This window comes from Streptomyces sp. NPDC002926, assembly GCF_053591755.1.
In genome coordinates this window covers 1-25,352 of sequence record NZ_JBSFUK010000014.1, presented here as the reverse complement: position 1 = coordinate 25,352, position 25,352 = coordinate 1, and the positions used below count along the sequence as shown (strand labels likewise).

The 25,352-nt window shown below is 67.9% G+C and carries 16 protein-coding genes and 5 pseudogenes; 8 read left to right on the top strand and 13 right to left on the bottom strand.

What is annotated here, in order from left to right; genetic code table 11:
* Window positions 1-49: 49 nt before the first annotated feature.
* Window positions 50-837, top strand: a pseudogene (locus ACWDZ6_RS21230) (ATP dependent DNA ligase).
* Between the two features lie 1,116 nt (window positions 838-1,953).
* On the opposite strand, the gene ACWDZ6_RS21225 reads toward ACWDZ6_RS21230, so the two are convergent.
* Window positions 1,954-2,469 carry a metallophosphoesterase family protein gene (locus tag ACWDZ6_RS21225; protein ID WP_451504077.1) on the bottom strand — a complete coding sequence of 172 codons (516 nt, stop codon included), beginning with the start codon at window positions 2,467-2,469 and terminating at the stop codon, window positions 1,954-1,956.
* Window positions 2,470-2,643: 174 nt separating this feature from the next.
* Complete coding sequence (locus ACWDZ6_RS21220) at window positions 2,644-2,922, bottom strand: GlsB/YeaQ/YmgE family stress response membrane protein (RefSeq protein WP_366733799.1); 279 nt, start codon at window positions 2,920-2,922, stop codon at window positions 2,644-2,646.
* Between the two features lie 377 nt (window positions 2,923-3,299).
* On the opposite strand from ACWDZ6_RS21220, the gene ACWDZ6_RS21215 reads away from it, so the two are divergent.
* On the top strand, window positions 3,300-3,443 hold the full coding sequence (locus ACWDZ6_RS21215) for a hypothetical protein (protein WP_451504076.1): 144 nt from the start codon (window positions 3,300-3,302) through the stop codon (window positions 3,441-3,443).
* On the opposite strand, the gene ACWDZ6_RS21210 is transcribed toward ACWDZ6_RS21215, so the two are convergent.
* From ACWDZ6_RS21210 to ACWDZ6_RS21175, 8 genes and pseudogenes are all read right to left on the bottom strand, one after another.
* Window positions 3,444-3,824: a hypothetical protein gene (locus ACWDZ6_RS21210; RefSeq protein ID WP_451504075.1), complete on the bottom strand. Its 381-nt coding sequence runs from the start codon at window positions 3,822-3,824 to the stop codon at window positions 3,444-3,446.
* Window positions 3,821-4,078, bottom strand: coding sequence for a hypothetical protein (locus tag ACWDZ6_RS21205; protein WP_451504074.1), 258 nt, complete (start codon window positions 4,076-4,078; stop codon window positions 3,821-3,823). The genes ACWDZ6_RS21210 and ACWDZ6_RS21205 overlap by 4 nt, the downstream gene beginning before the upstream one ends.
* Window positions 4,079-4,677: 599 nt before the next feature.
* Window positions 4,678-5,853 carry a hypothetical protein gene (locus ACWDZ6_RS21200; protein WP_451504073.1) on the bottom strand — a complete coding sequence of 392 codons (1,176 nt, stop codon included), beginning with the start codon at window positions 5,851-5,853 and terminating at the stop codon, window positions 4,678-4,680.
* Between the two features lie 36 nt (window positions 5,854-5,889).
* Window positions 5,890-8,469, bottom strand: coding sequence for a CHAT domain-containing protein (locus ACWDZ6_RS21195; protein WP_451504072.1), 2,580 nt, complete (start codon window positions 8,467-8,469; stop codon window positions 5,890-5,892).
* 274 nt (window positions 8,470-8,743) lie between these two features.
* On the bottom strand, window positions 8,744-10,417 hold the full coding sequence (locus tag ACWDZ6_RS21190; protein ID WP_451504163.1) for a CHAT domain-containing protein: 1,674 nt from the start codon (window positions 10,415-10,417) through the stop codon (window positions 8,744-8,746).
* Window positions 10,418-10,444: 27 nt separating this feature from the next.
* Window positions 10,445-11,308: pseudogene (locus ACWDZ6_RS21185) on the bottom strand (alpha/beta hydrolase); the annotation flags it as partial.
* Between the two features lie 145 nt (window positions 11,309-11,453).
* Window positions 11,454-12,923 carry a lipase family alpha/beta hydrolase gene (locus ACWDZ6_RS21180; RefSeq protein ID WP_451504071.1) on the bottom strand — a complete coding sequence of 490 codons (1,470 nt, stop codon included), beginning with the start codon at window positions 12,921-12,923 and terminating at the stop codon, window positions 11,454-11,456.
* Between the two features lie 7 nt (window positions 12,924-12,930).
* Window positions 12,931-17,331, bottom strand: coding sequence for an NB-ARC domain-containing protein (locus ACWDZ6_RS21175; RefSeq protein WP_451504070.1), 4,401 nt, complete (start codon window positions 17,329-17,331; stop codon window positions 12,931-12,933).
* 1,328 nt (window positions 17,332-18,659) lie between these two features.
* Here ACWDZ6_RS21175 and ACWDZ6_RS21170 point away from each other — a divergent pair.
* The 3 genes and pseudogenes from ACWDZ6_RS21170 to ACWDZ6_RS21160 form a co-directional block, all read left to right on the top strand.
* Window positions 18,660-19,451: a class I SAM-dependent methyltransferase gene (locus ACWDZ6_RS21170; protein ID WP_451504069.1), complete on the top strand. Its 792-nt coding sequence runs from the start codon at window positions 18,660-18,662 to the stop codon at window positions 19,449-19,451.
* A gap of 64 nt (window positions 19,452-19,515) precedes the next feature.
* Window positions 19,516-19,743 carry a hypothetical protein gene (locus ACWDZ6_RS21165; protein ID WP_451504170.1) on the top strand — a complete coding sequence of 76 codons (228 nt, stop codon included), beginning with the start codon at window positions 19,516-19,518 and terminating at the stop codon, window positions 19,741-19,743.
* Window positions 19,668-20,008: pseudogene (locus tag ACWDZ6_RS21160) on the top strand (Tn3 family transposase); the annotation flags it as partial. The gene ACWDZ6_RS21165 and the pseudogene ACWDZ6_RS21160, both read left to right, overlap by 76 nt.
* Window positions 20,009-20,494: 486 nt before the next feature.
* On the opposite strand, the gene ACWDZ6_RS21155 reads toward ACWDZ6_RS21160, so the two are convergent.
* Both ACWDZ6_RS21155 and ACWDZ6_RS21150 read right to left on the bottom strand, forming a co-directional pair.
* Window positions 20,495-21,091 (bottom strand): NADPH-dependent F420 reductase, encoded by a 597-nt coding sequence (locus ACWDZ6_RS21155; protein WP_451504068.1) that lies wholly within the window; start codon window positions 21,089-21,091, stop codon window positions 20,495-20,497.
* A 41-nt stretch (window positions 21,092-21,132) separates the two neighbouring features.
* Window positions 21,133-21,270 (bottom strand): annotated as a pseudogene (locus tag ACWDZ6_RS21150) (3'(2'),5'-bisphosphate nucleotidase CysQ); the annotation flags it as partial.
* A 723-nt stretch (window positions 21,271-21,993) separates the two neighbouring features.
* On the opposite strand from ACWDZ6_RS21150, the gene ACWDZ6_RS21145 reads away from it, so the two are divergent.
* From ACWDZ6_RS21145 to ACWDZ6_RS21135, 3 genes and pseudogenes are all read left to right on the top strand, one after another.
* Entirely contained in the window at window positions 21,994-22,974 is a 981-nt protein-coding gene (locus tag ACWDZ6_RS21145) for a GNAT family N-acetyltransferase (RefSeq protein WP_451504067.1), read from the top strand.
* An 87-nt stretch (window positions 22,975-23,061) separates the two neighbouring features.
* Window positions 23,062-23,301, top strand: a pseudogene (locus ACWDZ6_RS21140) (MmyB family transcriptional regulator); the annotation flags it as partial.
* A 325-nt stretch (window positions 23,302-23,626) separates the two neighbouring features.
* Entirely contained in the window at window positions 23,627-23,989 is a 363-nt protein-coding gene (locus ACWDZ6_RS21135) for a hypothetical protein (protein ID WP_451504066.1), read from the top strand.
* Window positions 23,990-24,567: 578 nt separating this feature from the next.
* Here ACWDZ6_RS21135 and ACWDZ6_RS21130 read toward each other — a convergent pair.
* Entirely contained in the window at window positions 24,568-24,960 is a 393-nt protein-coding gene (locus ACWDZ6_RS21130; RefSeq protein ID WP_451504065.1) for a hypothetical protein, read from the bottom strand.
* Between the last annotated feature and the right edge of the window lie 392 nt (window positions 24,961-25,352).

The window sequence follows — 25,352 nt, the reverse complement described above, 5'->3', positions numbered from 1 at the left end:
CGCAACTCTCCTATAGCTGCTTTGTGCGCATCGCGATCGGTGGTGCTCCGTGCAGCCGAGGCCGGAAAGCCGGCGCTGGGCTGTCGTCGGGAGGTCCGAAGGCCCGGTCGGCTGTCTGCGAGGCGTACGGGATGCCTCTGCGGAGACTGATCGGATTGGACTGGTAACTAGTACGGCTGGGTTCCTCTGTCCAGCAGCGCAGCGGCCTCACCGACCCCCGCGCCGCACGTGCTACGGACCTCCCCGTTTTCTACTACCTCTTCGATCTGCTGCGCCTGGCCATGACCTCACCCGTCTTCCCCTGCGTACCCGCAAGGCACTGCTACGTGACGTCTTCGCCTTTCAGGAGCCGCTGCGCTTCACCACGCACCGAAATGTGTGGTCGCCCGAACTGCTCGACGGCGCATGTACCCGTGAGTGGGAGGGCCTGATCGCCAAACGGGCGGACGCGCCCTACGTCCACCGGCGCTCGACCGACTGGCTGAAGCTCAAATGCGGCGGTGTCCAAGAGTTCGTAATTGGTGGATTCACCGAACCGACCGGCAACAAAGTTGGCTTCGGGGCGCTCCTCCTCGGCTACTACGAGAACGGCCGGTTGCGCTACGCCGGAAAAGTCGGCACCGGATACGACACCCGCACGCTGCGGATCTGCGGCACCGTCTTGATGCTCTCCGGAACAACATGTCGCCCTTCCACGACGCGAGCCGGGAGCGAGCCGTCCACTGGGTGCGCCCGGAACTGGTGGCACAAATTGGCTTCACCGAGTGGACCCGCGACGGCATGCTGCGCCATCCCCGCTTACTGGGGCTACGCGACCACAAACGCCCCGCTACTTGAGCCTCGCTCTCGGTACCGCAGACCTGCTTGTTCTGGCGGTCCTGACATCGGCCGATGGGACCGTCACCTGGCACTTTTGAAGGCGCCTCTCGCGTACAGCGTGGGCGAGGATGCACAACAGGGGATCGCGCCAGCCTGCGCGCGGTCAAGAATGGGTCGAGTTCCGAGCCCCCGGCCCCGGTGGTGTTGCGCGAAGGAACCGAATGCCGGGCTGTCCTGACTTCCGGGTCGTAGGTGACGCCCTCGAAGGCCTGAAAGCCGTAGACGTGTGGTGCAAAGACGGTGCGGAAGTGGCCAGTCGCGAGGTGTCCTGGTGGACTTCAGAGCGGAGGGGCCCTATGAGGTGGTACTTCTAGCCGAGCGGACGCCCCGTGACCGGCCGCGCAGGGGCTCTACGAAGCCCGGGCCGGGCTGATCGACGCCAACCACAAGGTTCTTACCGAGCAGGCATACACCTTCGAAATCAAAAGGCTGCTGCCCGAGCCTCCGTGAGCGGCGCACGGCGGTGAATGTCCACCCTCGCCGGTGGCTTGCGGGGCCGGGCACGGAGCCTGCGCACTCCGTGCCCCCGTCCCTCATCACCGCAGCCGCCCAACCGCATCCCACGGGTGCCCTGGCCGCTGGGAGGAAACCCGGCAGACGTGATCATGAAGCGCCGAGAGGGTGAGCTGCCGGCAACGGCCTAGCAGGGCCGCGTGCTGGTCCTGTTGGCTGCCGCGGTGTTTCACTGGGTGGGTTCAGCCGAGCTGATGTCGCCAAGCGCGGCACCCAGCCGGAAGGCAGGACGCGCCACGGCCATGAACAGGCCACTGACTCACGGTCTCAAATCGCGAACCCGACTGTTGTCGCGCGGCAAATAAGACGCAGCGTACCCCGGCGTGAATTGTCGTACTACATGATCAGGATCACGGGACTCCGAAGGGCATGCGCGGGCCCGCCAGTACGCCCCCCCCGGAGAACAGCTACAGCGTTGTTCATGACGAGAACTCGACCTCCTGCCCTTCGTGCCGCAACTCGAAGGGCAGGGGTGACACCGCGAAAGCCGGCAGTTTCCGTCGCATGTGCCCAGGCCGACCAGGCCCGCCGACCGCGCCGGACAGCGGGACGCCGGGCTCTTCACTGGGACGCGGTCAGCAACCGCGGCAGCCGGTGCAGCCGCACCTGGCCGACGGCACCTGCTGCCAATTCGGCGGTCATGTACGTGCAGTACGGCTGACGCCTGCGATCGGTCGGTGAACCGGGGTTCAGGAGGCGCAGCCTGCTGTCGGCTGTCGTGTCCCACGGAATGTGGCTGTGCCCAAAGACCAGCACATCCAGGTCGGGAAACCGCGCGATACACCGCCGTTCGCGCCCCGGCGCCGGGCCCGTTTCGTGGACGACGCCGATGCGGAGCCCTTCCAGTTCCACGCGCGCCACTTCGGGCAACCGGGCCCGCAGATCCGCCCCGTCGTTGTTGCCGTACACACCGACCAGTCGCTTCGCCCGCGCCTCCAGAAGGTCGAGGGTAGCGGTGTCCACCCAGTCTCCGGCGTGTATGACCACGTCGACGTCGGCGATCCGGTCGAGGAGTTCCTCCGGCAGCGCCCTGGCCTTCGTGGGCAGATGGGTGTCGGTGGTCAGTAGCAGGCGCACCTTTCCAGCGTATGCGGCCAGTCGGGCCTGAGCCGTGTCCGCTCCTCTAGGCGGTCCATGCGGTTTTCCAGCATGGCGTCCAGACGTCGTCCGCTGGTGCGGTCTCCTCGTCAAAGAAGGAGAGACGCACCGTCACCTCGCTGCCTCTTCGTCTCTGGGTTTGGCGCGCGCCCGTCAGACGTGCCGGTGGGAGCGCCTGCTTCCCGCGATGAGCCGGTAGAGGGCGAGCAGGATCAGGGAGCCGACGATCGCCGCGACCCATGTGGAGAGGTCGAAGAACCCGTCGATCGAGTCGACGCCGAAGATGACCTTGCCGAGCCAGCCTCCGAGAAGGCCGCCGGCGATGCCGATGAGCATGGTGATGATGATGCCGCCGGGGTCCTTGCCGGGCATCAGAAGCTTCGCGATCATTCCGGCGAGCAAGCCGATGAGTATCCACGCGATGATGCCCATGATGGTCCTCTCCCGTTCTCTTTTCGTACGCCTGAGTTCAGTTATCGACTGCGCCGGGAAAAGGGATTCAAACCTTCCGGTCAGGCCCACTGAGTGGTGCGCACTACGAGCATGACACCGGGAGGAGCCCGGGTGGTGCGGCGTCCGCCAAGGGATCACATGGTGTCGCACGCTTGTCGGCGGGCTTCGACGACATCCTGCCCAGACTCACAGGCCCCCTCGGTCACCCGACTGCTGGTGTGCGCAGCGTGACTTCTGACAGCCCGTGAGACCGCGGCGACGTCGTCGACCGTGGTGATCGACAGGCATGTCGATGAAGCCTTCCGATGATGTGGGCCGTTCATCTCTGTTCGGACGGCTGCGCGATGTGATCCGCCATGCTTCGGCAGACCGTGGCGGCGGGGCGCAGCGACGACTCCGGCGCGCGGGGCTGGACCACCACCGCCGACGGCGCGGTCGAGAAGGCCTGCTTCTTGCCAGATGGGCTGGTCGTCGGTGCCGTATCCCTTGGCGCGCTGTGATCAGGGGTTGAGGTCCAGTACGCGGACCGGTTCCACTTCCCACCGGTGCGGGGCGGTGGTGGCGATGATCGCGCCGTCGGGACGGTCCGGGGTGGGCAGTGCCACGTACTGGCTATGGGCCGCTGCCCAGGTCTCCTGCCGCGCGACGGCCAGGGCGGCGGCCATGTCCAGATCGAGGACGGTGATGCCGGGGAGGGAGGCCAGATGCTCGGCGGTGCCAGTCCGGGCGCGATCGGCTTCGACTAACGCGCACGCCGGGGCGTACAGAAACCAATTCGCTTCGGCGTGGGCGCGGTGGATCAGGCGGGAGGCGAGGATGTTGCCCTGGCCGGCTGCAGCCATCGCGGTGTCGTCCAGGACGATGTGCACGGCGTCGCTCACCGGCCGGTCACCTGAGCCAGGCGCCGGTCCAGTTCGCTGTCCAAGTCCTGCTCCTCAGCCGCGGTCGGGGCGTAGCCGTTCCATTCCTTCAATGCGGCCAGGGCCTTCTCGGCCCGCTCGGCACGCTCATCCGGAGTCAGCAGTGTCTCGGCGAGACGGGCGAGATACGCGCGCAGGGACAGTCCCTCAGCGGCAGCTATCGCGGCGAGCCGGTCCTTGGCTTCCTCGGGGATACGGACGTTGGCGTCGGACATCGTTGCGCTCCTTTCCCATCCTTCAGGGTACGGGTACGGGTACGTACCCGTACCCGTCACCTGCGACAAAGTTCCAGTCACGACCCTGTTGTGTGCCGAATCCAGTGCAAGGCTGTGACGGCGGGTGATCCTCCACTCCCCGGCGGAGGCCCCACCATGCCCGCCGTGTGCTGCCACGTGGGCGGCCTCCCCACGGGACGGCCGACGGCGATGCAGGTAGCACCTGGCCTCTCCCGCAGCCGGAACGGTTTGACTTCGCGACCGCGCGGCCAGGCAACGACAGCGGTACATCGCTACGCCGCCGGACGTGATCCACTCTGCCCTGGGCGGCGCGAAGACGGTGCACCTCACCTGGCTGCAGGCTGGCGGTGGCAAGATGACGAGCGGCCGACCCCACCAACGCTGGGGTCGGCCGCCGTCGTCATCTGCGGCCCGAATGGGGCCGGAAGCGGTGCGATGGCTCAGGTGTGGACGGAGGGGACGGTGGCCGAGGCCGTCGCGCTTGCCAGCCCGGTGCTGGCCGAGCAGATCGAGGCGATGCTCACCGGACGGCCCACCCCCCTTGGCAGCCAAGCCGGGCCGGGGAGGCTCGCGGGAGATCAGCGGGCCGGGCTCAGTGTGTCGGCGATGACGGTGGCCAGCTGCGGCATCTCCCAGTATTCGGAGTGGGTCCACAGCCCGGCGCTGGCTGTATGCGGGAGCGGAACGTCGACGGGCGGTGTTCCGTCGACGAGGCGGAAGATGCGGGAGGCGGCGAAGGCCAGGACGTCGAGGGGCTGCCACAGATTCGTCCATCGGCCCAGTGAGGCCGGAAGAGCGACCGGCGTGTCCGGCCTATAGGGAGTGAGCTGGCCGCCTCGAGGGTCGCACAGGTGGAAGTAGGAGGGCTGGGAGCCGAAGGTGACCAGGGAGGAGATCCACAGAGGGTCCTGGGCGGTAGCCATGTCGACGGCGATCACGCCGCCAAGGCTGTGCGCGGCCACGCGCACGCGGTGGTCAGGGGTAGCGCCCAGGCGAGGGTCGACGGCGGCGATTTGTTCGCGAACCCGTGCCTGGATGGCCGCGCGGTGACGCTGGTAGACCAGCACGTCGCCCAGAAAGCGTGTGGTGGCGGGCCCGAAGCGGGTGCGTAGCGCGTGGTTGGCCCGGCGGGCGACCGCCTGGATGGCGGCTCCGGCGACCCGGTCCAGGTCTGCCAGGCGGCGCCGGATCAGGCTGCGCTGCTTCTCCCCGTCCGATCCGGGGCCGCGCAGCCCCCTCTCGCACGGGTCGTCGGTCTCGGTCCTCACCGCGTCGGCGATCGCTCTGCCGGTCTCTCGCAGCAGGGCCTCGTCGTCGGTGGCCGCGAGCCAGCGAGTGGCAGGCCATTGTTCGGCGAGCGTGTCCAGGATGAGCTGCTCGGTCTCCGGGTCTGCTCCGCTGGTGCGCAGCCCGCTGTCGTCGGTTGCCAGGCCGTCGTGTACTCCCTCGCGTACGGGCGGCGGCGGTTCCAGGAGGGGGCCTGCGGGTTTGGTGCCGCGCAGCAGGGACGCCAGGACGGCAGCCGTCTCGGCATCCTCAAGGGCGCTGGTGCCAGCTTCGTCGCGCAGTCCTGGCTGTGCGGTGGGGCGCAGGGGCAGCGCCAGGTCGACGAAGGTATCGTCGGCGCCGAGATCGCCCCAGTAAACCGGACGTAGGGTGACTTGGGCGGCAGCCTCCAAGGAGGCGACGGTGGCGGTGAAGCCGTCATGGTCACGGTTGCCGACACCGTGGATGACGAAGGCGGGCTCGTCCATGCGTTGCTCCTGCAGCTCATCGGGGGCCGGTGCGGGTCATGTCGTGGTGGCGCAGGCGGCGGGGCTGCCGTAGACGGCATACGCCAGCCACGTCGGATCCCCGCCCTGAGCCCGGATGGCCTGCCGGGCCTGCATCGAGGCCTGCCCCAGAGGCAGGCCTTCGGAGACGAGGTGGCGGTAGAAGGCGTCCGCGTAGGCCAGCGCGGAGTCGGAGCGCACCGGCCACAGCGTGCCCACGAACGCCCCGGCACCTGCCTCGAGGAATCCCGGGGCCCAGCCCATCGATGTGGAGTACCAGTCGATCTGCCCTGCGCTGCGGCACGCATTGAAGAACACCAGCGGCCGCGTCGCGCGCAGCGCGCCGGCCCCCTGAGCGTAGGAGAGGTCCCTGGGACTGAATTCGCCGTCGGCCATGGCCACCCGGGATCCTGCTTCGGTAAAAGCGTTGTGGCAGGCGAAATGCAACAGTCCAGGCAGACCGCCACGGACTGCGCTGCGGACTTGCGAGCGCCGGGTCAGTGTGCCGCCATAGGCCATTGCAGGCCCGAATCGGGCCCGAAGCGCAGAAACCTCCTGCTCTGCCTCCCGCGGCGACCCGGGTGGGACTACGAATGTGGCCTGAGGCAGGGCAAGTTGTCGTACTCGGTCCTGACCGAAGACCCGGCGAACGATGGGCAGCCACTCCGCGAGAAACCCCTCGCCCTCGTCCGTCCCGTCCAGCGGGTAAAGCAACTCCCACGGGACAAGATCGTGCTCACCAAGCACCGTGAAGGCACGGATGCTGCCCGTCTCCTGCCAGAACTGGCGCCGCACCGCTTCCGGCACTGCGGCCCTCCACAGCGCCACCCCCAAATCCCGCAGGCGCTCACGCACCTCCTCCGCGTCGGTCTCACCGCCGGCCACGGCCGCGACTGTGCGCAGCTCCCGGTAGATGTCCTCCGTGGCCTGCCTCGGATTTCCTGCCCTGACGTGAAAGGCCTCCGGGGCGTAGCTGGTCTCGCTCAGCAGCTGGAAACTGTAGGAACCGTCAGCCGCTTTGAGGACCTGCAAGGTCACCTCACCGGGATCCATGGCCAGCGAATCCAGCAGAGCGGTTCGAGGCGGGCCGTCGCGTGTGGGCACTCCTCCCTCGACCGAGATCTGCACCCGCAGTTCGCCCAGGAAAGAACCACCGCGAAACGCACGCACTGTGACCGTGTGCAGCCCTGGCCGCATCGCACGAAGTCCGAACACCAGAACGTCGGAATCCCGGCCCGTCTCGACCAGCACCTCCTGCTGCAGGTCCCCCAATGCCAGCAGCCCTGGGGCATGAACCGTGATCAACAGCCGAGCGCCCCCAGCCGGGATGGCGAACGCACGCAACGCCACACCTGTAGCACCGCCGCGGACGATCTGCACCTGCAGTGGCACCTCGCGGCCCGGCGGGGCCTGCTCAGCAAGCTCCGCCACCAAACGACGAGGTTCTCTCTCATCAGTGCGCCCCGCCGCAGGAGGAGGAAGACGGGATCCGGATCCCGGGTAACCGATGAGCGGGGGCCCATCGGCAGGCGGTTGCTCCTCCTCATCGTCTGAGAACCCGGGATAGGCCGTCCAGGGGGCCTCCTCTGCGGCGATGTCCTGATGCTCTAACCGCGCCCTCCTGTCCTGACGATCGTGCTCTCCGACCCGAACGCTTGGTTGGAGGACCCGTACCTCACCCCGCACCGTCAGTCCGGGCGCCGGTTCCATCTGACTGATGCGGCGGTCCAGATCCTGAGCCAGGTCCATTGCTCGATGACCGTAATAGCGTCGGCTGACCGTCGGGGCGAGTTGTTCCACCTCAGACCGCAGTAACGCCGCAACACCACGTTGTCCGCTTGCCAGCCATACAGCAGGGTCCGAGACTCGCCAGGCGAGACTGAAGATCGCTCTGAAAGACGTCGCTCCCTGTGAGTCGGGCAGGAGGATGTCCAAATCCGTGTAATGCTCGCGCACGTCCACCGCGAAGACCGAGGTGTAGCGCCTACCGGCTGCATCCGTGAATCCGGGTCGGCCCGGCTCGATATAGACCTCGTAAACGCCATGAGCGTTGGCGAGGACCAGCGCCCGGCCGGGCCCGACAGGAGGCAGGTCTCGGCTGGACCAGAATGTGGGCAGCCGTTGGACGCCGACCAAGGGATGCTCAACGCCATGTAACACATTTCGATGCACCACAACTGTTCCGAGCGCACCGCCCAGGACCATACCGGTGCCCGGCGCAACGAGAACATGGTCAAGGGCATGCCGCTGCCCACCGCTCCCAGCGACGGAGGAGTGTAGGTCGAGGAGAGCTCTGAGTTCAGCTGCGGCTCGCTGTTGCTCTGGCTCGGGCAGATCCTCGACAAATATCTCGATACGAGTCTGCCAAACGACCTCAAGGCGGAACCGCAGCCGCCTGGCTTGACTGTCACTCGTGGAGTTCAGTTCGGCTGCGGTGCGGTCCAGCCGCTCCAGCTCTCTGCGCTCGCGTAGGGGATCACCACGGCCAAGCCATGCGGCAATCCGGTGCCGCAGTCCGGCCCACGCTTCGGAGTTCACTGCCTGCACGACAGCGGTCCCTGCTGCGGCAGCCAACGCCACCAGGCTCTCGGTCAGCATCAGATCCCCCCCGGCTGCCTCCAGCCCCTGCTGTAAGGGGCAGGGCACTGACGGTAGCGTCCACCGAGATCAACGCGCATGGTCTTCGTCAAACGGGCACCACCTGACCGGATGATGACGTAGACCCCCTCCTGCCGTCACCTGCGCACGCCTCTCCCCGCCGCACTCCGGCACGGCGAGCGCGGTGGGCCCGGCGAAGCCCAGCGGGACAGTGACCTCGGCGAGGCGCACGGCAAACTCGAACGCTCGGCGTCCTCGTCGACACTCGCGTATGTCAGTCATCCGTAGGCACGAGCCCGCTTCCCCCGTAGACCCGCGCCGACGAGTTCCCGTACACCGCGTACGCCAGCCGAGTGGGGTCTCCGCCGCTCTCGCGGATGGCGCGGCGGGCGCCGAGCGAGGCGTCGCCAAGTGTCTGCCCGCCCGTGGTCAGTTGCTGATAGAAGGAGTCGGCGAAGACCAATGCCGAGTCCGAACGTACGGGCCAGAGCGTGCCGATGAATGCTCCGGCCCCGGCGCGCAGGAACTGCGGTGCCCAGCCCAGGGAGGTACCGAACCAGTCGATCTCCCCTGCGCTTCGGCAGGCGTTGAGGAAGACGAGCGGTCGTGCGTCGCGCAGCGAACGTGATTCGGCGGCCGTGCTCAGGTCGATCGGATCGAAGACCGTGTCGGCCATCGTGACGCTGGAGCCCTTGGCCGAGAAGGCGTTGTGGCAAGCGAAGTGGAGCAGCCCTGCTTGACCGAGGTCGATCAACTCGGCCAGTTCGCGATGGGTTGTGACCGGTGCGGTGTGCGGCTTCGCCGCGCCGATGCAGGCACGGACGCGGCCGACTTCGTCTGCGGCGTCTGCGGGGGATCCGGGCGGTACCACGAAGGCGGCCTGTTCCAGGGACAGTCGGCGGACGCGGTCCTGACCGTAGATTCGGCGTACGAGGGGCATCCATTCGGAGAGGAACCCGCCGGCCAAGCTCTGGCCGTTGACCGGGTAGAGCAACTCCCAGGGCAGGATGTCGTGTTCGCCGATAACTGTGAGAGATGTGATGTCTGAGGCCTGCTCCCAGAACTGGCGTTGCACCGCAGGAGGGACGGCCGAAGACCACAGCTGGACACCGAGGTTCTGAAGGCGCCGGTATTTGAGATCGGCGTCTTGTGAGGCACCACGGTTCAATCGGCTACTCCCCTGGCCCGGACCGTGCGCGTCCTGGGCCAGTCGGCACAGTTCCCGATAGATCTGCTCGCGGGCGTGGTGGGGATCTTGGCTGCGGAACTGGAACGTCTGGGCCTCGTGGCAGGTCCGGCCGATGAGGCGGAAGCTGTAGGCTCCTGTGGTTTCGTCCCGGTCGACCAGCAGTGTGGTCTCACCCGGGTCGTTCGCCATGCTGTCCAGCGGGGTGTGGCGCTGCGGTCCGTCCCGGGTGGCGCTGTGCGGTGTCACAGTGAGCGGGCAGCGGACCTCGCCAAGGCAGGTCGCCCCGCGAAAGGCCCGTACGGTTACGACATGCGTGCCGCAGACGACTGTCCGCAGGCCGAAACGCAGGGGGGCGGAGCTCTTGCCCGGGTAAACCGTCACTTCTTGCTGGAGGTCGTCCAGGGCCAGCAGACCCGGCGCGTGGACGGTGATGGTCAGGCAGGCCCCCTCGGGCGGCAGTACGAGAGGTAGTACGGGCATGCCGCGAATGGCTCCGCACATGATCTGTACCTGGAGCGGCAGGACCCGGTCCGGCGAGGACTGCTCCGCCAACTCGGCGACCAGACGGTGGGGTTCGGCACCGGGAATTGGAAGCGGGTCTGGCGGATTGGGTGGTCCCGGAGGACTGATGCCGGAGGGGCGTTGTCCGTGATCGGGCCTATGATGCGGGGCATGGTGCGCACCCCTGTTCTCGCCGCTCGCCGAGTGTGGTTCTTGTGCGCTGCGGAGGGACGGCTCTTCGTGAGCGCCCGTGACCAGGGGTCCGGCGAACGGCTCTGACGTGTGTTCGTCACAGAGCCAGGTCAGTACACGGGGCAAGACGTGAAGTGCATCGAAGTGTGCGGCATTGGGTTCGTTGACGGCCGTCGCGCCGGGAATGCGTTCAGCCAGCCAGCGTGAGTGTTCCACTGGAGAGAATTCGTCATGTGCGCCGTGCCACAGCAGCACCGGCCCGCGGATGTCTCTGAGGTCGAAGCCCCACGGCGTGGTGAAGGCGAGGGCGTCATCGATCCAGCCATTCGACGACGTACGCAGTGCTTCCCTGTAGTGCCGCATCAGCATCGATCGGACGCCGGCGTCAGCGATCACCGTCCGATCCGAGTCGGTGAGTTCCCGGCGCAGCTCGGTGAGAAGGGTGACCGGGTCCTTGAGGTGTTCGCGCAACAGCCGCTGACGCCTTGTGGGTTCGGCATGAGCACCGGCCCCGGCGGTGGCGTACTGGCGCACGACCTGCTCGGCCATGCCGTCGAAGCCGTCGACCCCCTCCTCCCCCCAGGGAGACAGGCTGGTGAGGGCGGCTGCGCGAGTGACCCGGTCCGGCAGCAGGGCCGCGCAGGCGAGGGCATGTGGGCCGCCCCCCGAGCGACCGACGACGGCAAACCGCTCGATGCCCAGGGCGTCCGCGATCGTTACGACGTCCGCAGCCACGTCAGCCACGCTGCGCCCCTCGAGGCGATCCGACCCCCCGTAGCCCGGCCGATCGTAAATGATCAGTTGGACACCTCGCTGGTAGAGCACCATTCCCCGCGGCGCGGGACCGAGCCTGCTCCCTGGCGTGCCATGGAGCAGGAAGATCGCTCTCCCTCTCGGGTCACCCAACCGCTCGACCATGAGGTGACGCCCATCGGGCGCCCTGACACGCCTGCGCACGAAGCAACTCCATCCCCTCGACTCCGCGGTCCTTACGCCATCTGCCGCTGTGCCGTCATCGCCCCACCGCCCAGGATCACGCCTGGTCGGCGACCTTGCGGCATCCGCTGACCACGAATGCTCGACCTGGCGCAGGGGACCTTCGTCACAGCAGGCGGGTACGGATGAAGTCCTGCAGGTCGCCGCTGTCGAGCCTGCTCTCGAGTTCGGCAATGTTTGCTGCCGTGGGGGCCGTGATGTTGAGGTAGCCGGGATCGTCGGACGCGCGCTGGGCCGGAAGCTGGGGCAGGGCGAGCGCCGAGATGCTGTGGGATGTGGGGGCGAGGTGCTCGCCCATGGCTGCCTTGGAGCTGGTGGGCAACTGCATGGGCTGGTCTTTCAGGAAGCGCCAGACGTCTTGCTGGACGTCGGGGAGGTTGGGGAGGCTGCCGTGCTCACCGTTGATGTAGCGGGTCTCCGCGGTCCAGGGCAGGCGTGCTGAGGCGAGCGGGACTCGGCCGTCTCCGTCGCGGTCGGCATGGTGAGGGATGCGGGTAGTGATGCGGTCCATGTGCTGCCACAGGAACCCCATGCGCTTGTTGTAGGCGAGTCGGAAGAGCGTCTTGAAGCCGGTGCCGGCGATGACCGCCATACGGTCGCGCAGTGCCTGGTCGAGTGACTGGTGCCATGTGTGAAGATCGCGGTGCTGGCGGGCGGCTGCGTCCAGTACGGACTGCAGGTGCAGTTCCTGTGCGGGGGCGAGGTTGAGCCGCCAGGCGCCGACGTCGTAGAAGTCGAAGTTGCCGCAGGGGTGGTCGTAGGGGGTTTGTGTGCTGGGTTCGTCGGAGCTTGCGGGGTAGATGCCAGCCGGTGCCGGCAGCAGGCTGATGACGCCGTGCAGAGTACGGAACGTCTCGCGAGAGAGATAGCGGCCGAGGAGGGCCAGTAGTTCGAAGCCCCACAGGTGGTTCTTCAGGTAGCCGCCGATGGCGGGCGATCCGTAGTGCGGCGTGCCGAGGAACACGACCTTGCCGATGTGCTGCCACAGTTCAGGGTGACGCATGAGGGCCGTGCGGACGACGAGGCCGCCCATGCTGTGGGCGACAACGTTGATGGGGCTTCGTGGGTGGGCTGTGGCGCGGCAGTCCAGCACGGTTTGACGGAAGTGGTCGGCGCTGGTGTGGAGGAGTTTGCGCCAGTCGTACGGGAAGGCGAGCGGCTGGGTGTCCGGTCGTCGTGCGGCGGGGAAAAGGAAGCCTTCGTAGAGGGAGTCGACGGTGACGGGGCTGACTTTGAAAGACGGGTGGGCATCGCTGAGGCCGTCGGCGGACAGTGCGAGGCTATCGATGCGGTTGCGGGACTTGATGTCGAGCCACCAGATTCCGCCCAGGCCGGTGCTGGCGAGGATGCTGCCCATGACTCCGGGGACGAAGATGAGGTTGGTGGCCTCTGTGTCTCCCAGGTGATGCTGTGGTGGGGGGCCGGCCAGTTCTACGAGTTCGGTGTAGGCGCGGGCGCCGAGCAGGGCGCGCAGGGCGGTGGCGGCCCCGGGGTCGCGTACCAGGGTCATTCTGGTGTGCGTGTCGCCGGTGAGGTAGCGGTTGGTGATGTCGTCGGGGTGGTGCTGTGGTGTCACGCTTGCCTCAACTGGTTTGGAGGGCCGATCGGCTGGGCTGACGCAGGGCGGCAACTTCGTCGGGGTGGGCGACGAAGATCTGGTCGTCGTTGATGTAGTTGTAGAAGAGGCCGCCGATGCTGCGGTATTCGTCCCAGAAGAACTTGCGGGCTTGGGCAAGTGCCTCGCCGGCTGCGGTCGGTGCGCCGTTACGGGGCCGGGTGTAGAGGAAGTGGAAGAAGACGCAGGCGAAGCGGGCGGCGAAAGTGGTGGGCACTTTGCTTTCAGTGCCGATGTAAGCGCGGCAGCCGCGTTCGAGGAACTTGTTCTGCAGTTCGTTGCTGTAGGTGTGGTGTGCCGCGGACGTCTCGCAGGCGTTCAAGAAGACGAGTGGATGGTCGTCGAGGTCCGCGTCGCCCATGTCTGCCAGATTGAGGACGTCGCAGGGGTCGTTGGTGCTACCGAATCGCAGGCTGGGCCTGTTGCCGGCTCCGGTTGATGCCTGGCAGAAGACATAGATGAGCTCAACGGGTGCAGGGTCGATGAGGAACCTTGACAGCTCTTCCTTGCGGCGTTCCATCTGGGTGGGAAGGATCTGCGGTCGCCAGTTCGCGAGCTCGAGGGCGTGCTCCTGTGCTGTTTGCTGGGTTGCGTCGTTCGGCAGTCCGCCCCAGTACATGAGATGAGCTCGGGTTGCGTCCTCATCGATTGACCGGGGGCCGCTCATCGGGTGCGGCACATGGGTGATCCTCAGCCGTAGGCCGAGGAAGTCGTGTGGCTCGACGGGCTGTCTTGCGCTGGGCGGAGTGCCGCGGTAGAGGAGTGACCAAGGGACATGCTGTGGTTTGCAGTCTTTCCAGTAGATGCGCAGCCGGTCGCCGGGGGCGAGTTCGCTGACCAGTGATTCCAGCTTGCTTTTCCGGGGGAACATGGAGTGGAAGAGTTGGCGGCCGGCGTGGGCAAGGTCCTGCATTTCGGCGCTGCATGCGTCCTCGGTCCAGGCATGTTCATCCTCATCGGACGCGCGAGGAAAATCGGCCCAGTTGGTGCGTGGCTGGAAGGCCTTGAGCCGGGCGGCGATGTCCGAGGCAGAGATGGTATTGCAGCGATCGGCCCGCTCTTGCCGGTACCTCTCGAGAGCTTCCTGGACTTCGTGGACTCGCTGTTCGGCTGCGGGCAAGGGCGTCCAGTCGATGATCCCCGAGCCCCTCTTCGCGCCATCGACTTCCATCTCCCACCAGGCGCTTGGCGGAGTGACGAACAGCGACAGGGTGCTGTGCGCTCGCTGCCATAGGTGTGGGCTGCGAAGGGCGGTTTCGCGAGCAGGTCTGCCGCGGCGTGCCTGTAGGACCAGGCCCCGGTGACGCTGGTGCGGCCGTAACGCTTTATGGACTTGGCCGGTGGAAGCGGCTTCGTGAGGGACAGCCGGCGGCGGCGTGGAGGGGCGGGGAGCCGGGAGGTCGGCTGCCTGGTCCTGGGCGTTTTGAATGTCGGGCTCGGTGGGGAGGTCTCCGTCGTGAGGGTTTGATCCCGTAGGGGCCTCCTCAACAGGGAACTCGATGGTCAGGTCACGATAGGGGTCGCTGTCCACCAGGACCTGTACATCGATGCGTGCTGTGCCAGGAGTTCGCGGTGTGATGTTGACCAAGCGTTCCTCGGACTCCCCGTGCGGTGGGATGAGGAGGTCGAACTCGACCATCCACTGCTGGACGTCCCCTGCGGCCGTGATGCCCTCGCTTGTTCGCGCATCGCCGGTGTCGGGAAGCGTGAGTTCGCTGGTGGTGGACCATACGAGCCAGTGCGTGAGGAGTCCGGAGTCGGGGATGTCGTCGGGCGGGATGATGCGCTGGCCGGGCTCGCCCGCGGTCAGGTTGTCCGGGTGGTCGGGGCCGACTTGGAAGCAGCCGGTGTAGCTCTGCCCTGCGCGCAGCGGTTCGTCGTCCGGTGGGGTGTCGGTGAACCAGAAGTTGATGTGCTGGGCGTCGACCGCGTCGAGGTCGTCTAGGGAGAGCTCCGGATTCGGGCCGGCGTCGCCCTGGTAGGAGTGTTCGCCGGGGTCGGATGCGGCTGGATCGGGCCAGTCGTCGTCCTCGAAGGAGCCCGCAGGTCCTGGGGGTCTCCCCGGGGGTTCGTCCCCGCTGCCACCGCTGTGTGGCACTGCGGGAGCTCCGGATTCGGGTGCGGGGGTCCCGTTCCCCGATGTGAGAGCGTTACGGGGGCCGCGCTGGGCGTGCATGGCCAGGGTGAGGTTCTCCAGCTGTGTCAGAAAGTCGTCCGCTGCAGCGACAACGGCCAGATCTGTGGGCGCTGCCAGCGACGGTTCGCGTAGGACGCCTGGCAGGAGGGCGGCCTGCTGCTGCGCCTTGCTCAGTCCTTGGCGGTCGCCGACCTGGTCAAAGCGTTGCATGGCCTCTTCGAGAGCGGTCCGGGCCTCGTCGGTACGGCCGTCCAGTCTGAGGGCAAGGTGCAATGTGTAGAGAGCTCGTGCCGAGCCGAGATCCCATCTGTCGTCACGGCTGATCCGGGCGGCGCGATCGAGCTCCGTCACAGCGCGTTCGAGGTCGCTGCCTGCGATGGCCAGCAGTCCGGACAGGTGGGTGAACAGGGCCTCGGCGCGCGTGTCCCCGCGGCTGGAGACTCTGTGGTGGCTCGCATGGATGAGGTCGTGTGCCGTGCGCAGTCCGTCGTCACCTTCGCGGAGCAGGTAGGCGGCCACGATGGTGGCGAGGTCGGCCACGGCTTCCGGGTGGTCTGCGCTGTATTGGGTGCATGCGGCTAGGTTGTCCAGCTCGGATGCGAGCCAGGCTGCGGCCTGAGACGGACCGTTCATGGCCGGTGCGGACTCGGGAAGCTGGATCTGCAGTTCCGCTAAGTCCTGGTGGGTCTCGAGTAGGTAGGCGGCTACGGCGGTGCGCCGGTAGTAGTCGACCAGTCGCCGCCGGGGCTCCTCCTCCGTTTCCGCGTCTTGCAGTTCGTCTGGTGATGCGGCGCTGAGGTAGGAGGTGAGGAGCACATGCATCCGGAAGCGTCCCGGGGAGATCTCCGTGAGAAGGCTGTGTCTGTAGAGGGAGTCGAGGCACGTGTCGGCGTACTCCACGGTCGTTCCGGCCAGTACGGCGGCTGCCCGTTTCTCCAGCTCCGGTCCTGGGTGCATGCACAGGTGACGCAGGAATCTCTGCTCGGTGGCCTCGAGGCTGCGCACGGAGGTGCTGAGCGCACTGGTGAGAGATGCCTGACCGCCGGCCAGCCGGGTGATGCGGCGTCTTGTGTGGGACAGTTCGTCCACGAGGTGGGGGACCTGCCAGGTGGGGTGCGCGAGCAGGACGCCAGCCGCAAGTACCAAGGCGAGCGGCAGGTTGCCGCACAGACGGGCAATCTCCTGCGCGCCGTCCGCTTCTCCCTCGAACCCGCGGTGTCTGAGCAGGCGGTCGAAGAGCTTCGCCGATGTCTCGGGAGACAGGACATCGACGGGTACCGCTTTGGTCACCTCTGCGGCGTCGAGCCGAAGGCGGCTCGTCACCACGGTCAGGCAGCCTGTGTAGCCGGGAAGCAGCGGCTCGACCTGGCTGAAGTCGGCGGCGTCGTCGAGGATGATCAGCACTCGTTTGGACGACAGCCAACTGCGCCACAGTCCGGCGCGGCCGTGCACACTCTCCGGCTGCACCTCCGAAGGAATGCCTGCAGCCGTAAGCAAGGAGCCCAGGAGCTGGAAGGGCACGGCCGGGCTGTCGCCGGGATCGTGGCCGCGCAAGTTGATGAACACCTGGCCGTCGGGAAACTTTTCGGCCAGTTGGTGGGCCGCGCGGACGGCCAGAGCGGTTTTCCCGGCGCCTGGCATGCCGTGCAGCAGGTACACAGGCGAGGTCTCGGTGGCTTCCGCCACGTGGAGCAACTCGCGCATCTCCTCGTCCCGGCCGGTGAACGTCGGCACTGCACGGGGCAGCATCCGCGCGGCGCCGCCCAACCGGTCAAGTACGGAATGGGCTGGCACCAAAGCGCTGGAGGACGGGACGACCGGAAGGGCACGATCGTAGGGACTGGCAACCACCACCTGCTGCCCGGGACCGCGTAAGGCTCGCGGCTGGTGCAGCGGTGGCAAAAGAGGGGATTCGCCGCCCGGGGATAACGCCAGCAGTTCACCGAGGAAGAGTTGCAGGTGGTAGTCCGCCAAGGAGTCATCACCCATGAGATCCTGCAGTCGCCGCTGCAAGGTGACGGTCAACTCGTATTCGACCCGGGCATCACTGTCGCCCTGGGCGGCCAGCATCAGCTCGCGTGCCTCTTCGAGCTGAGCAGAGACACCGTCAGCCTGTTCGGGATGCGTGTTGCGGAACAACTGCACCATCCGGTCCCGCACATGCTGCCAGGCGTCGGTGGTCAGCGCTTCCACGATCGATGCTGATGTCGCCGCCAGAACAGCTGGATCCATCACGCCCCCGCCCCATCGTTCGCCCTCCCCTACTGTACGAGCGGCGGTGGCCGGCGGGGCTGATTTCGACAGGTCTTCAACACGCATGACGCGGGACAGTTCACTTTCGGCTCGCCCCCTGCACGTCAGGAACCGTGACACGGGGGTACTGGGATTTCGTTCTTCGTTCACTGCAGAAGGAATCGAGCCGCCATCAAGGCGCCTGGCTCAATTCAGGCACAGGGGGGCCGGATCTTCCGCGCCATCCGTGTCTCTCGGCGGGCGGATCACACGCCGCGGGCACTTGCCCCCTACCGACAGACCGCCCGCGGCGCCGGGCCGGGAAACGTACGCCGGCAACGCACCCCACAGCGCTGATCTGTGCGGTGGAGTACAAAGCGAAGACACATGGATTCCTGTTCGAAACTACGCTGGCAGGCGGCCCGGTTGAGCAGCGCCAGGCTATCGACGATCACCCACCTGCTCCGCCCCGTGTTACCGAACCGCGACACACAGTTGCGAAGGGCCAACCTGACGGCGCAGTGAGCCGACGAAGGGACAGACAGCAGGAGGGTGGCGTCGCGGTCCTGGATGCCGGCGGGCGGCACCGTGATCATCACCGGCAGGCCGCCCCTCCAGGTGGCGGACCCATGACCTGTCGGTCGGTGGTTAGCCCGTTGGCCTCTGTGAACGGCCGGGAGCCTGGACGGGATCGGCCGGCCGCAGTCCGAAAGGGCAGCTTTGCCGTCGTACTGGACCGTCTAACCTGCGGAGCATGATTCGTGCGGTGGTACTCGATGTGGGTGAGTGTCCCTCAGCGTCGCGGTGGTGGTCTGTCGGCGACGCTTGAATCGTGGCCCAGTTCCGGCGCTTGGGTTCTAAGGCGGATTCGCATGGTCGTCGCAACGTTGCAGGCTCAGAGTGCCAGAGCTGCGGCGAATGCTTGAGCTGGGGTCTGCCAACTAAGTGTCTTGCGGGGTCGGTTGTTCAGCCGGCGCTCGATGGCGCGGAAGTCGTCAGCGGTGTGGAGGGACAGGTTCGTGCGCTTGGGCAAATACTGCCGGATCAGGCCGTTGACGCTTCCATGCCAAGCAGTGAGCTGGTGCTGCGCGATGTGGTGTAGCCAGGAGGCTCGGTCCCGGACCATTGCCCGGTGGATGACATCGATTAGGTGTCGCTTGAGTATGCGGCGAGCGCCTCGGGCGCCCTTCGTAGGCGTGTGCCGGGCCAGCAGTTCCCGTGCACCGGGGTGGAACCTCTGCTGGACGATCGCCGTGGCGTAGAGAACGCTGTTCAGCCGTCGGTTGCCACCGCGATGCAGGCTGCGTGCGAGCGGCTTCGACGTCGCGATGGCGGAGCTGCTGGAGCTGGACGCCGAGGTCCTCAAGCCGTACCTCACGGAGCTGACCGACTGGATCGCGAATCTCGCCGACTCCGTCCCGGCGCGGATCATGGACGTGGGCAGTGGTCCCGGCACCGGCAGTCTCGCGCTCGCCGACCGGTTCCCCGCCGCGTCGGTGACGGCAGCGGACCTCTCACCCCAGATGCTGCACCGGCTGCAGAAGCAGGCAGCCACCCACGGCGTCGCAGGACGTATCCGCACGCTGGAGGCGAACCTGGACGAGCCATGGCCCCTGCCCGGCAAAGGGGAGCCGTACGACCTGATGTGGGCCGCTGCCTTCCTGCACCACCTGAGCGATCCGGCCCGGACGCTGGTTCAGGCGTACGGGCAGCTGCGGCCGAGCGGTCAGCTCGCGGTCAGCGAGATGGACTTCTTCCCGCGCTTCCTGCCCGAGGACGCCGGCGTCGGCCGCCCTGGGCTGGAGGCACGGCTGCACGCCGTGACGAACACCGAGCCGCCGCACGAATGGGACCGGACGCTCATGAACGCCGGCTTCACCGTGGACGCGCGCCGCCCCTTCGAAATCCGCCTCACCGCCTCCCAGGCCGGTCCGGCGTTGGGCCGCTACGCGCAGGTCTGTCTGACCAAGCTGCGCTCCCACGCCGACGACGCGCTGGAAGCAGATGATCTGGCCGCCCTCGACGCCCTCTTGGACGAGACCCACCCGCTCGGCATCGTGCGCCGCGGTGACCTGAGCGTCCGCACGACACGCACCGCCTGGATCGCCCGCCGCCCCTAGGCCGGCCTCCGCCGTGCGCCCGTTTCTCTTCTCTTTCTTTCCTGCCTCGTTTCTGGAGTACGTCATGAGCACCGCACCCGTTGCGGCCACTGAGCCCAGAGTCGCGCCACCGCGTCGCGGGCGCGTCCCGGCCGTGCTGGGCCTCACCCAGCTGATGGTGGTCCTGGACACCACCACCATCATGAACATCGCACTGCCCTCCGCGCAGGCCGACCTCTGCTGCTGCGTCGCCTGCGCACGGGCTCACGCAAGAACGCCACCTACACCGCCTTCCGTGAGGTCGGCCGTGTGATCCGTAACGTCCAGCTGCTGCACTACCTCTCGGATGCCCCATTGCGCCGGCGGGTCACCCGGCCACGAACAAGGTCAAGGCGTTCAACGGCTTTTCCCAGTGGATCGGCTTCGGCAACGGTGGCGTCATCACCGACAACGACCCCGTCGAGCAGGAGAAGACCGCGAAGTTCAACGCTCTGCTCACGAACGCGGTGATCTTTCACAACGCCCTGGGCATCGCCGAGCTCGTGCGCCAGCTCCAGGAGGAGGGCCACGTCGTCACCCCCGAGGACCTGGCCCACATCTCGCCGTACCTGACCGAGCACATCCGCCGCTTCGGCGAGTCCTCCACCCACGAACTCGGCCTTGAGCCCGAGGCGTACGACCCCCACCTGGACGTCGACGTCAGCCCGCTGCGGCGACGGCCCCGGCGCGGACGGCTGCGGCCAGGCAGCCTGACCATCGATGCCAGGTCACTACTTCAGCGGCAGCGTGATGCCGTCCGGCGCCAGCGCCATGCACACCCACGCGCACTTGGATCGGCGAGTGTGAGGCCGGTGCCAGCGGCCGCCGCGGGGTACCGGAGGGCAGATTCGCGACCAGCTCCGCAAGCGCGTCCGCCGTGCGATGGGCCGATTCCTCGGTGCGAGGCCGACGGCCCCGGGAAGGGTGGCCACGGGTCGCCGTCCGGCGCTGAATCGCCGGCCCTGGCTGCGCTGTCGTATCCGTTCTGGATGTGGGCCCGCCGGGGGCGGTGCACTGTGTGCGGATCAGCGGGCGATCGAGATCGCGAAGGGCGCGAATCCGCTGGACCGAATCACGTGCGGGACGAAGAGGATCGCGGCCTCCGTGGCGCGGGCCGTCTGGATCCCGCCGAGATCGGTGATCCACTCCTTGTGCCAGCCGAGGTCGGTGAGCAGTTCACGGACGGTCTGCTTGGCCTGGGGGTCCTCGCCGGAGAGGAACGCGGTTGGCGTCTGGGTGAGCGTGGCCGGTGCGGTCATCACCGGGAAGAGCATGGTGTTGAGTGTCTTGACGACGCGCGTTTCGGGGAGCGCTTCCTGGAGTTGCTCGGCGAGGCTTGAACCGGGGTAGATCAGGTCGGCGGGCAGTCCGTCCGGTCCGTCGACGGTGGCGTTGGAGACGTCGACGAGGACCTTGTCGCGCAGTTCCTCGCGCAGGGCGACGAGCCGGTCCAGCGAGCCGGCGCCCGGGGTCGCGTTGATGACGATCTGGGCTGTCCGGGCAGCGGCGGCGGCGGCGCCCGGCGCGCGATCCGCCACGGTCACCTCATGCCCTGCCCGGGTGAGGGCTGTGGCCAGGTTGCCGCCGACGCGGCCGTTTCCGAGAACTGCGATCGTGGTCATGATGATCTGGTCCTTCCGTGCGTGCAGGTTGTGGTGCGCGGTCAGCGTGAGAGCGTGGCGACGGCCTCGGCGTGGACGCCGGGCGCGGCGGCCAGGAAGCTCTCGCTCTGCGGGGTCCAGGGGCGGCCCTCGGCATCGGAGATCTGCCCGCCGGCCTCGGTGACGAGCAGCGCCCCGGGGCTCCAGCGGAGGAAGGGGATGGAACGGGAGCGCAGGGTTGGCCGGTCGATCGCCCAGGTGTCCAGATGCCGCTGCTGGAGCTGGGAGAGGCTCAGGTGCTGGGTGTCGAGCCAGTTCAGGAAGTTGATGGCGGCGAGGACGTTGCCGCAGTCGCCCTTGTGTGCGGCATAGGTGTATCGGCCGCGGGATGAGCGTCGGCGGGCGTCGCGGATGATGTGCCACTCGGCGAACGGACGGATGAGATTGGCGTGCCGCGGTGGCAGTTCGGCCACGGTCCGCGCGACCCAGTTGGTGAGGAGGGCGAGATTCTCATCGCGTGGCGGCAGAATGCCGGCGGTGACGAGCAGCCCGCGCACGTAGACGGTGGCAGCCCGTTGCGGCAGCGTGTCGAGGGATTCGTGGTCCAGCGCGTCGGGATCGAGGCCAGGCGTCCCAGGAGGCGAGCGGCAGGGCTTCGGCGCAGCCACTGCAGGACGCGGTAGGGGTTGTCCGCGCCGGTCAGTACCGCGGCAAGGGGTTGGAGCGGAAGGCTTTCCTGGGCCTCGGTACCCGTGGTAGCCGTTGTTCGACCGGTCGGTATTCGGCCTGGTGACAGCTGCAGTCCCGGCGGACAGGCAAGGCAGGGCGGCCGGTCCTCGGTCCCTGAGTATCGGTGGACCTTTCGCCTCGCCTGCGGCGCGCGCACGTGGTGCGATGAAACAGGGGGTCGGAAGGAGAGAGCGATGATCCCACCGGCAGGGGAGCGCAAGAGTGGCACGGGCCCTGTGTCGGTCCGCCCGCTGGGTGAGGCGGACCTGGATCGGGCCGACGAGATCTTCAGGGTCGCCTTCGGGACGTTCCTCGGGGCTCCTGAGCCGAAGACGTTCTTTGGGACCGCCGACTACGTCCGCACTCGCTGGGCGGCCGATCCACAGGCGGCCTTCGCAGCGACGGTCGAGGGCGAAGTCGCCGGATCGAACTTCGCCGTCAACTGGGGCAGCGTCGGGTACTTCGGTCCGCTGACCGTGCGTCCGGACCTGTGGGACCAGGGCGTCGGCAGGCGCCTCATGGAGCCGGTCATGGCCTGCTTCGACGCCTGGGAGAACCGCCACCTGGGCCTGTTCACCTTCTCGCACAGTCCCAAGCACCTTGAGCTCTACCGCCGTTACGGTTTCTGGCCCCGATTCCTCACAGCCATCATGAAGAAGCAGGTGGCAGGCAGTGCCGCAGTCCCCGGCCGAGTGCTGTACGGCCAGCTGCCCGCCGCCGAGCAGCCCGACGCCCTGACCCTCTGTCGCGCACTGACCGGGGCCGTGTACGAGGGCCTGAGCCTGGAACGCGAGATCGTGGCCACGCACATGCAGGGGCTCGGTGACACCATTCTGCTCCAGGGCGCCGGCTCCGAGCTCGATGGCTTGGCCGTCTGCCATTGCGGAGCCGGGTCGGAGGCTGGCGAGGACGTGTGCTTCGTCAAGTTCGGCGCCGTGCGCCCTGGCCCGGAGGCGGCCGACCGGTTCGAACGACTGCTTGGCGCGTGCGAGCAGCTGGCCGCCGAGCGCGGACTGGGTCAACTGGACGCCGGGATGAACCTGGGCCGCCCGGATGCCTACCGTCGAATGGTCGACCGCGGTTTCCGCACCTGGTTGCAGGGCGTGACCATGCACAGGCCCAACGAACCCTGCTACAGCCACCCCGACGCCTACGTGATCGACGACTGGCGTTGAGCCCCCGCCACACTCGGCCCGCGAGGAAGGCCCGGTGCTGCCCGAACCCGTGAACATTCCGCGTCGGCGCCGACGGCCAGACACTCCCGGACCACGGTCGAAGTGCTGTCCCTTCTCATGGACAGAGCCAACCACCCGGTCGTCGGCGACCTCACCCTCGACTACGTGGTCCTGGCCGTCGAAGGCGACCCCGACCAGGCCTTCGTGATCCTGACCCCTGAACCCGCCTCCCCTTCTGCTGATGCCCTCGGGATCCTGGCCAGCTGGTCCAGCACCTCAACCGCCGGGCCCCGACCCTTGGAACAGACCCCCAAGCCAGCTGGCTGACCCGCGACTGCGCCATCGTCCTGTGCTCGGCTGCCGCTGACTATCAGGGACGGGTGTGGCTCCCTTGCAGGGACTGCGGGGATCAGGGTGCACGGCAGGCCCCGTCGGGTACGGAACAACTCCGGGGGGCGGCTGGCGGATGGGAGTGGCTGTCGCCGTGACGGACGTGGCGGGCATGCCCGGGGCCGTCCCCGCGCCCGCGCCCTTCAGCTCCCCGCCGCCACCCGCCGTACCACCGCCAGCGCCTCGCGCACTGCCCCCGGGATGTCCGTGACCGGGAAACGCGCCTGGCGCACGACTGACTCGGCGGTTCGGCACCGCCCGGGTGCTCGTCGGGACCGCGCTGGCCGGCGGCGCTGCCGCAATGCTGGCCCCGCTGACCACGTCCGCAGCCGACGCGCACTGGTTCGCCCTGGGCAGCGCCGGCTTCGCCTTCGGCGTCGTCATCGGGTCGATCACCACCCGCACCCACCGCCAGACCGAGTCCCCGCCTGAGCTCCTCTCCCGTGTCATGGCCACCGTCCGCTTCGTCTCCTGGGGCGCCCAGCCGCTCGGCGCCCTCACCGCCGGCCTGCTCGCCACGTACGCGGGGACGCACGCGGCCCTGTGGACGGTGTGCACGGCCGCGCTCCTGCCGCCGCTGTACCTGCTCGCGGTCCCGGTGGGCCGCCGCCGGGACTTCGCCTGACACAGACGCCCCAGACCGGGAGGAAGCCCGCCCCCTCCCATCGCTGCCACAGCAACACAAAGGGCCATGAACCTAGGCTCTTCTTCGGGGACCGTCTGAGCAGGGTTGATGTCTGCGCGGGCTGTGGTGGAGGGCGTGTGTCTCCTACGGTTGCGGCAGGACTTTGGGGGCAGCGATGGGCTCGTTGAGCGAAGAGCTGGAACGTCGAGAAGCGGCGGCCGAGGGTCGAGGAACTCCAAGGGCAGATCGAGGAGTTGAAGCAGCAGCTCACGGCGGCCGAGGAACGCCTTCGACCAGGCCGAAGCCCGCGACGCCGGCCACCGGCGGCCCTGCATCGTGCTCGTCGACGGCGCCCGCCCATCAACTCGACCTCATCCAGAGCGAAGCCGCCCTGCGGGGCATCACCATCCACATCGTCATCGCCGGCGTCGGAGGGAAGTCCGATGCTGCGGAGCCGGTTGGCGAGCTGGCGGCCGGTCAGTGGCTTCCCGAGCCGCTGGGTCGGGAAGAGCCAGGATGCGGCGCCGCAGTGACCAGGTGATGGGCCCGGTCGTGATGCAGGTGGCAGCCCTGGCACATCACGGCCAAGTTGTCCGGGTGGACTCCTCGGGCTGGTGGTTGAGGTGGGCGGTGGTGTGGCCGGCGTATCCGGTCCGCCACTTCCTGCTGACGAGCTCGATGTGGTGCTCGGTGGTCATCTCCCAGGTGGCGAGAGGGAGGTCGGCCGAACCGGGCGGCGGGTTGATACGCGTGTTGTGGCCGATGCGGACCAGGTCGACGGCCAGGCGCACGCGGTAGTCGGCTGCGCTGTCGGCCTTGAGCTGCTCGTCCAGGGCGGCGGCCCACCGCATCAGCGGCCGGAGTTCGCTCGCCAGCGGCCCGTACGGCCGGGGGTGTTGGAGTCCCCAGGCCGGGTCGGTGTCCTCGGGGCGGGTGGCGGCGGTGATCGCCTCCACTCCCCCGCCGGGCACCAGTCAGGTGGTGTAGAGCAGCGCGTGCGCCGAAGCCGGCGCTGCCGCCGGTACGGGAGAGGGTGACCCGCCCCGTGCTGGTGAGCGGCTGGCCGCCTTCCGCACCGGCGATTAGGCGGCCATCGGTTACCCGGCGCTGGGCGGGGACGGCCGCCCAGAAGGAAGAAGTCCCAGTGAGCGCTGCTGACTCTGGCGGTCGGGTTTTGCTGCCCGTCCCGGTGACCCGTCCAGGATCGGCCCCTACCGGAACGTCGGCCGCCTCGGACCTTGGCCACCGCGGCATCCACCTCAGCGCGTCCCCGCTCTCGGACCACGAGCCGTAGGGGCCGCCAGGAGAGCCGGCGGCACCCCGGCCGGGCGCCGCAGCAGTTCGGAGGTAACGACCGCCATCC

Coding starts and splice junctions, on each gene's coding strand:
- ACWDZ6_RS21165 (WP_451504170.1), top strand. CDS start 19,516: ATGAGCACCGCACCCGTTGCGGCCACTGAGCCCAGAGTCGCGCCACCG.
- ACWDZ6_RS21200 (WP_451504073.1), bottom strand. CDS start 5,853: ATGGACGAGCCCGCCTTCGTCATCCACGGTGTCGGCAACCGTGACCAT.
- ACWDZ6_RS21220 (WP_366733799.1), bottom strand. CDS start 2,922: ATGGGCATCATCGCGTGGATACTCATCGGCTTGCTCGCCGGAATGATC.
- ACWDZ6_RS21175 (WP_451504070.1), bottom strand. CDS start 17,331: ATGGATCCAGCTGTTCTGGCGGCGACATCAGCATCGATCGTGGAAGCG.
- ACWDZ6_RS21215 (WP_451504076.1), top strand. CDS start 3,300: ATGCTTCGGCAGACCGTGGCGGCGGGGCGCAGCGACGACTCCGGCGCG.
- ACWDZ6_RS21195 (WP_451504072.1), bottom strand. CDS start 8,469: ATGCTGACCGAGAGCCTGGTGGCGTTGGCTGCCGCAGCAGGGACCGCT.
- ACWDZ6_RS21205 (WP_451504074.1), bottom strand. CDS start 4,078: ATGTCCGACGCCAACGTCCGTATCCCCGAGGAAGCCAAGGACCGGCTC.
- ACWDZ6_RS21170 (WP_451504069.1), top strand. CDS start 18,660: ATGGCGGAGCTGCTGGAGCTGGACGCCGAGGTCCTCAAGCCGTACCTC.
- ACWDZ6_RS21145 (WP_451504067.1), top strand. CDS start 21,994: ATGATCCCACCGGCAGGGGAGCGCAAGAGTGGCACGGGCCCTGTGTCG.
- ACWDZ6_RS21155 (WP_451504068.1), bottom strand. CDS start 21,091: ATGACCACGATCGCAGTTCTCGGAAACGGCCGCGTCGGCGGCAACCTG.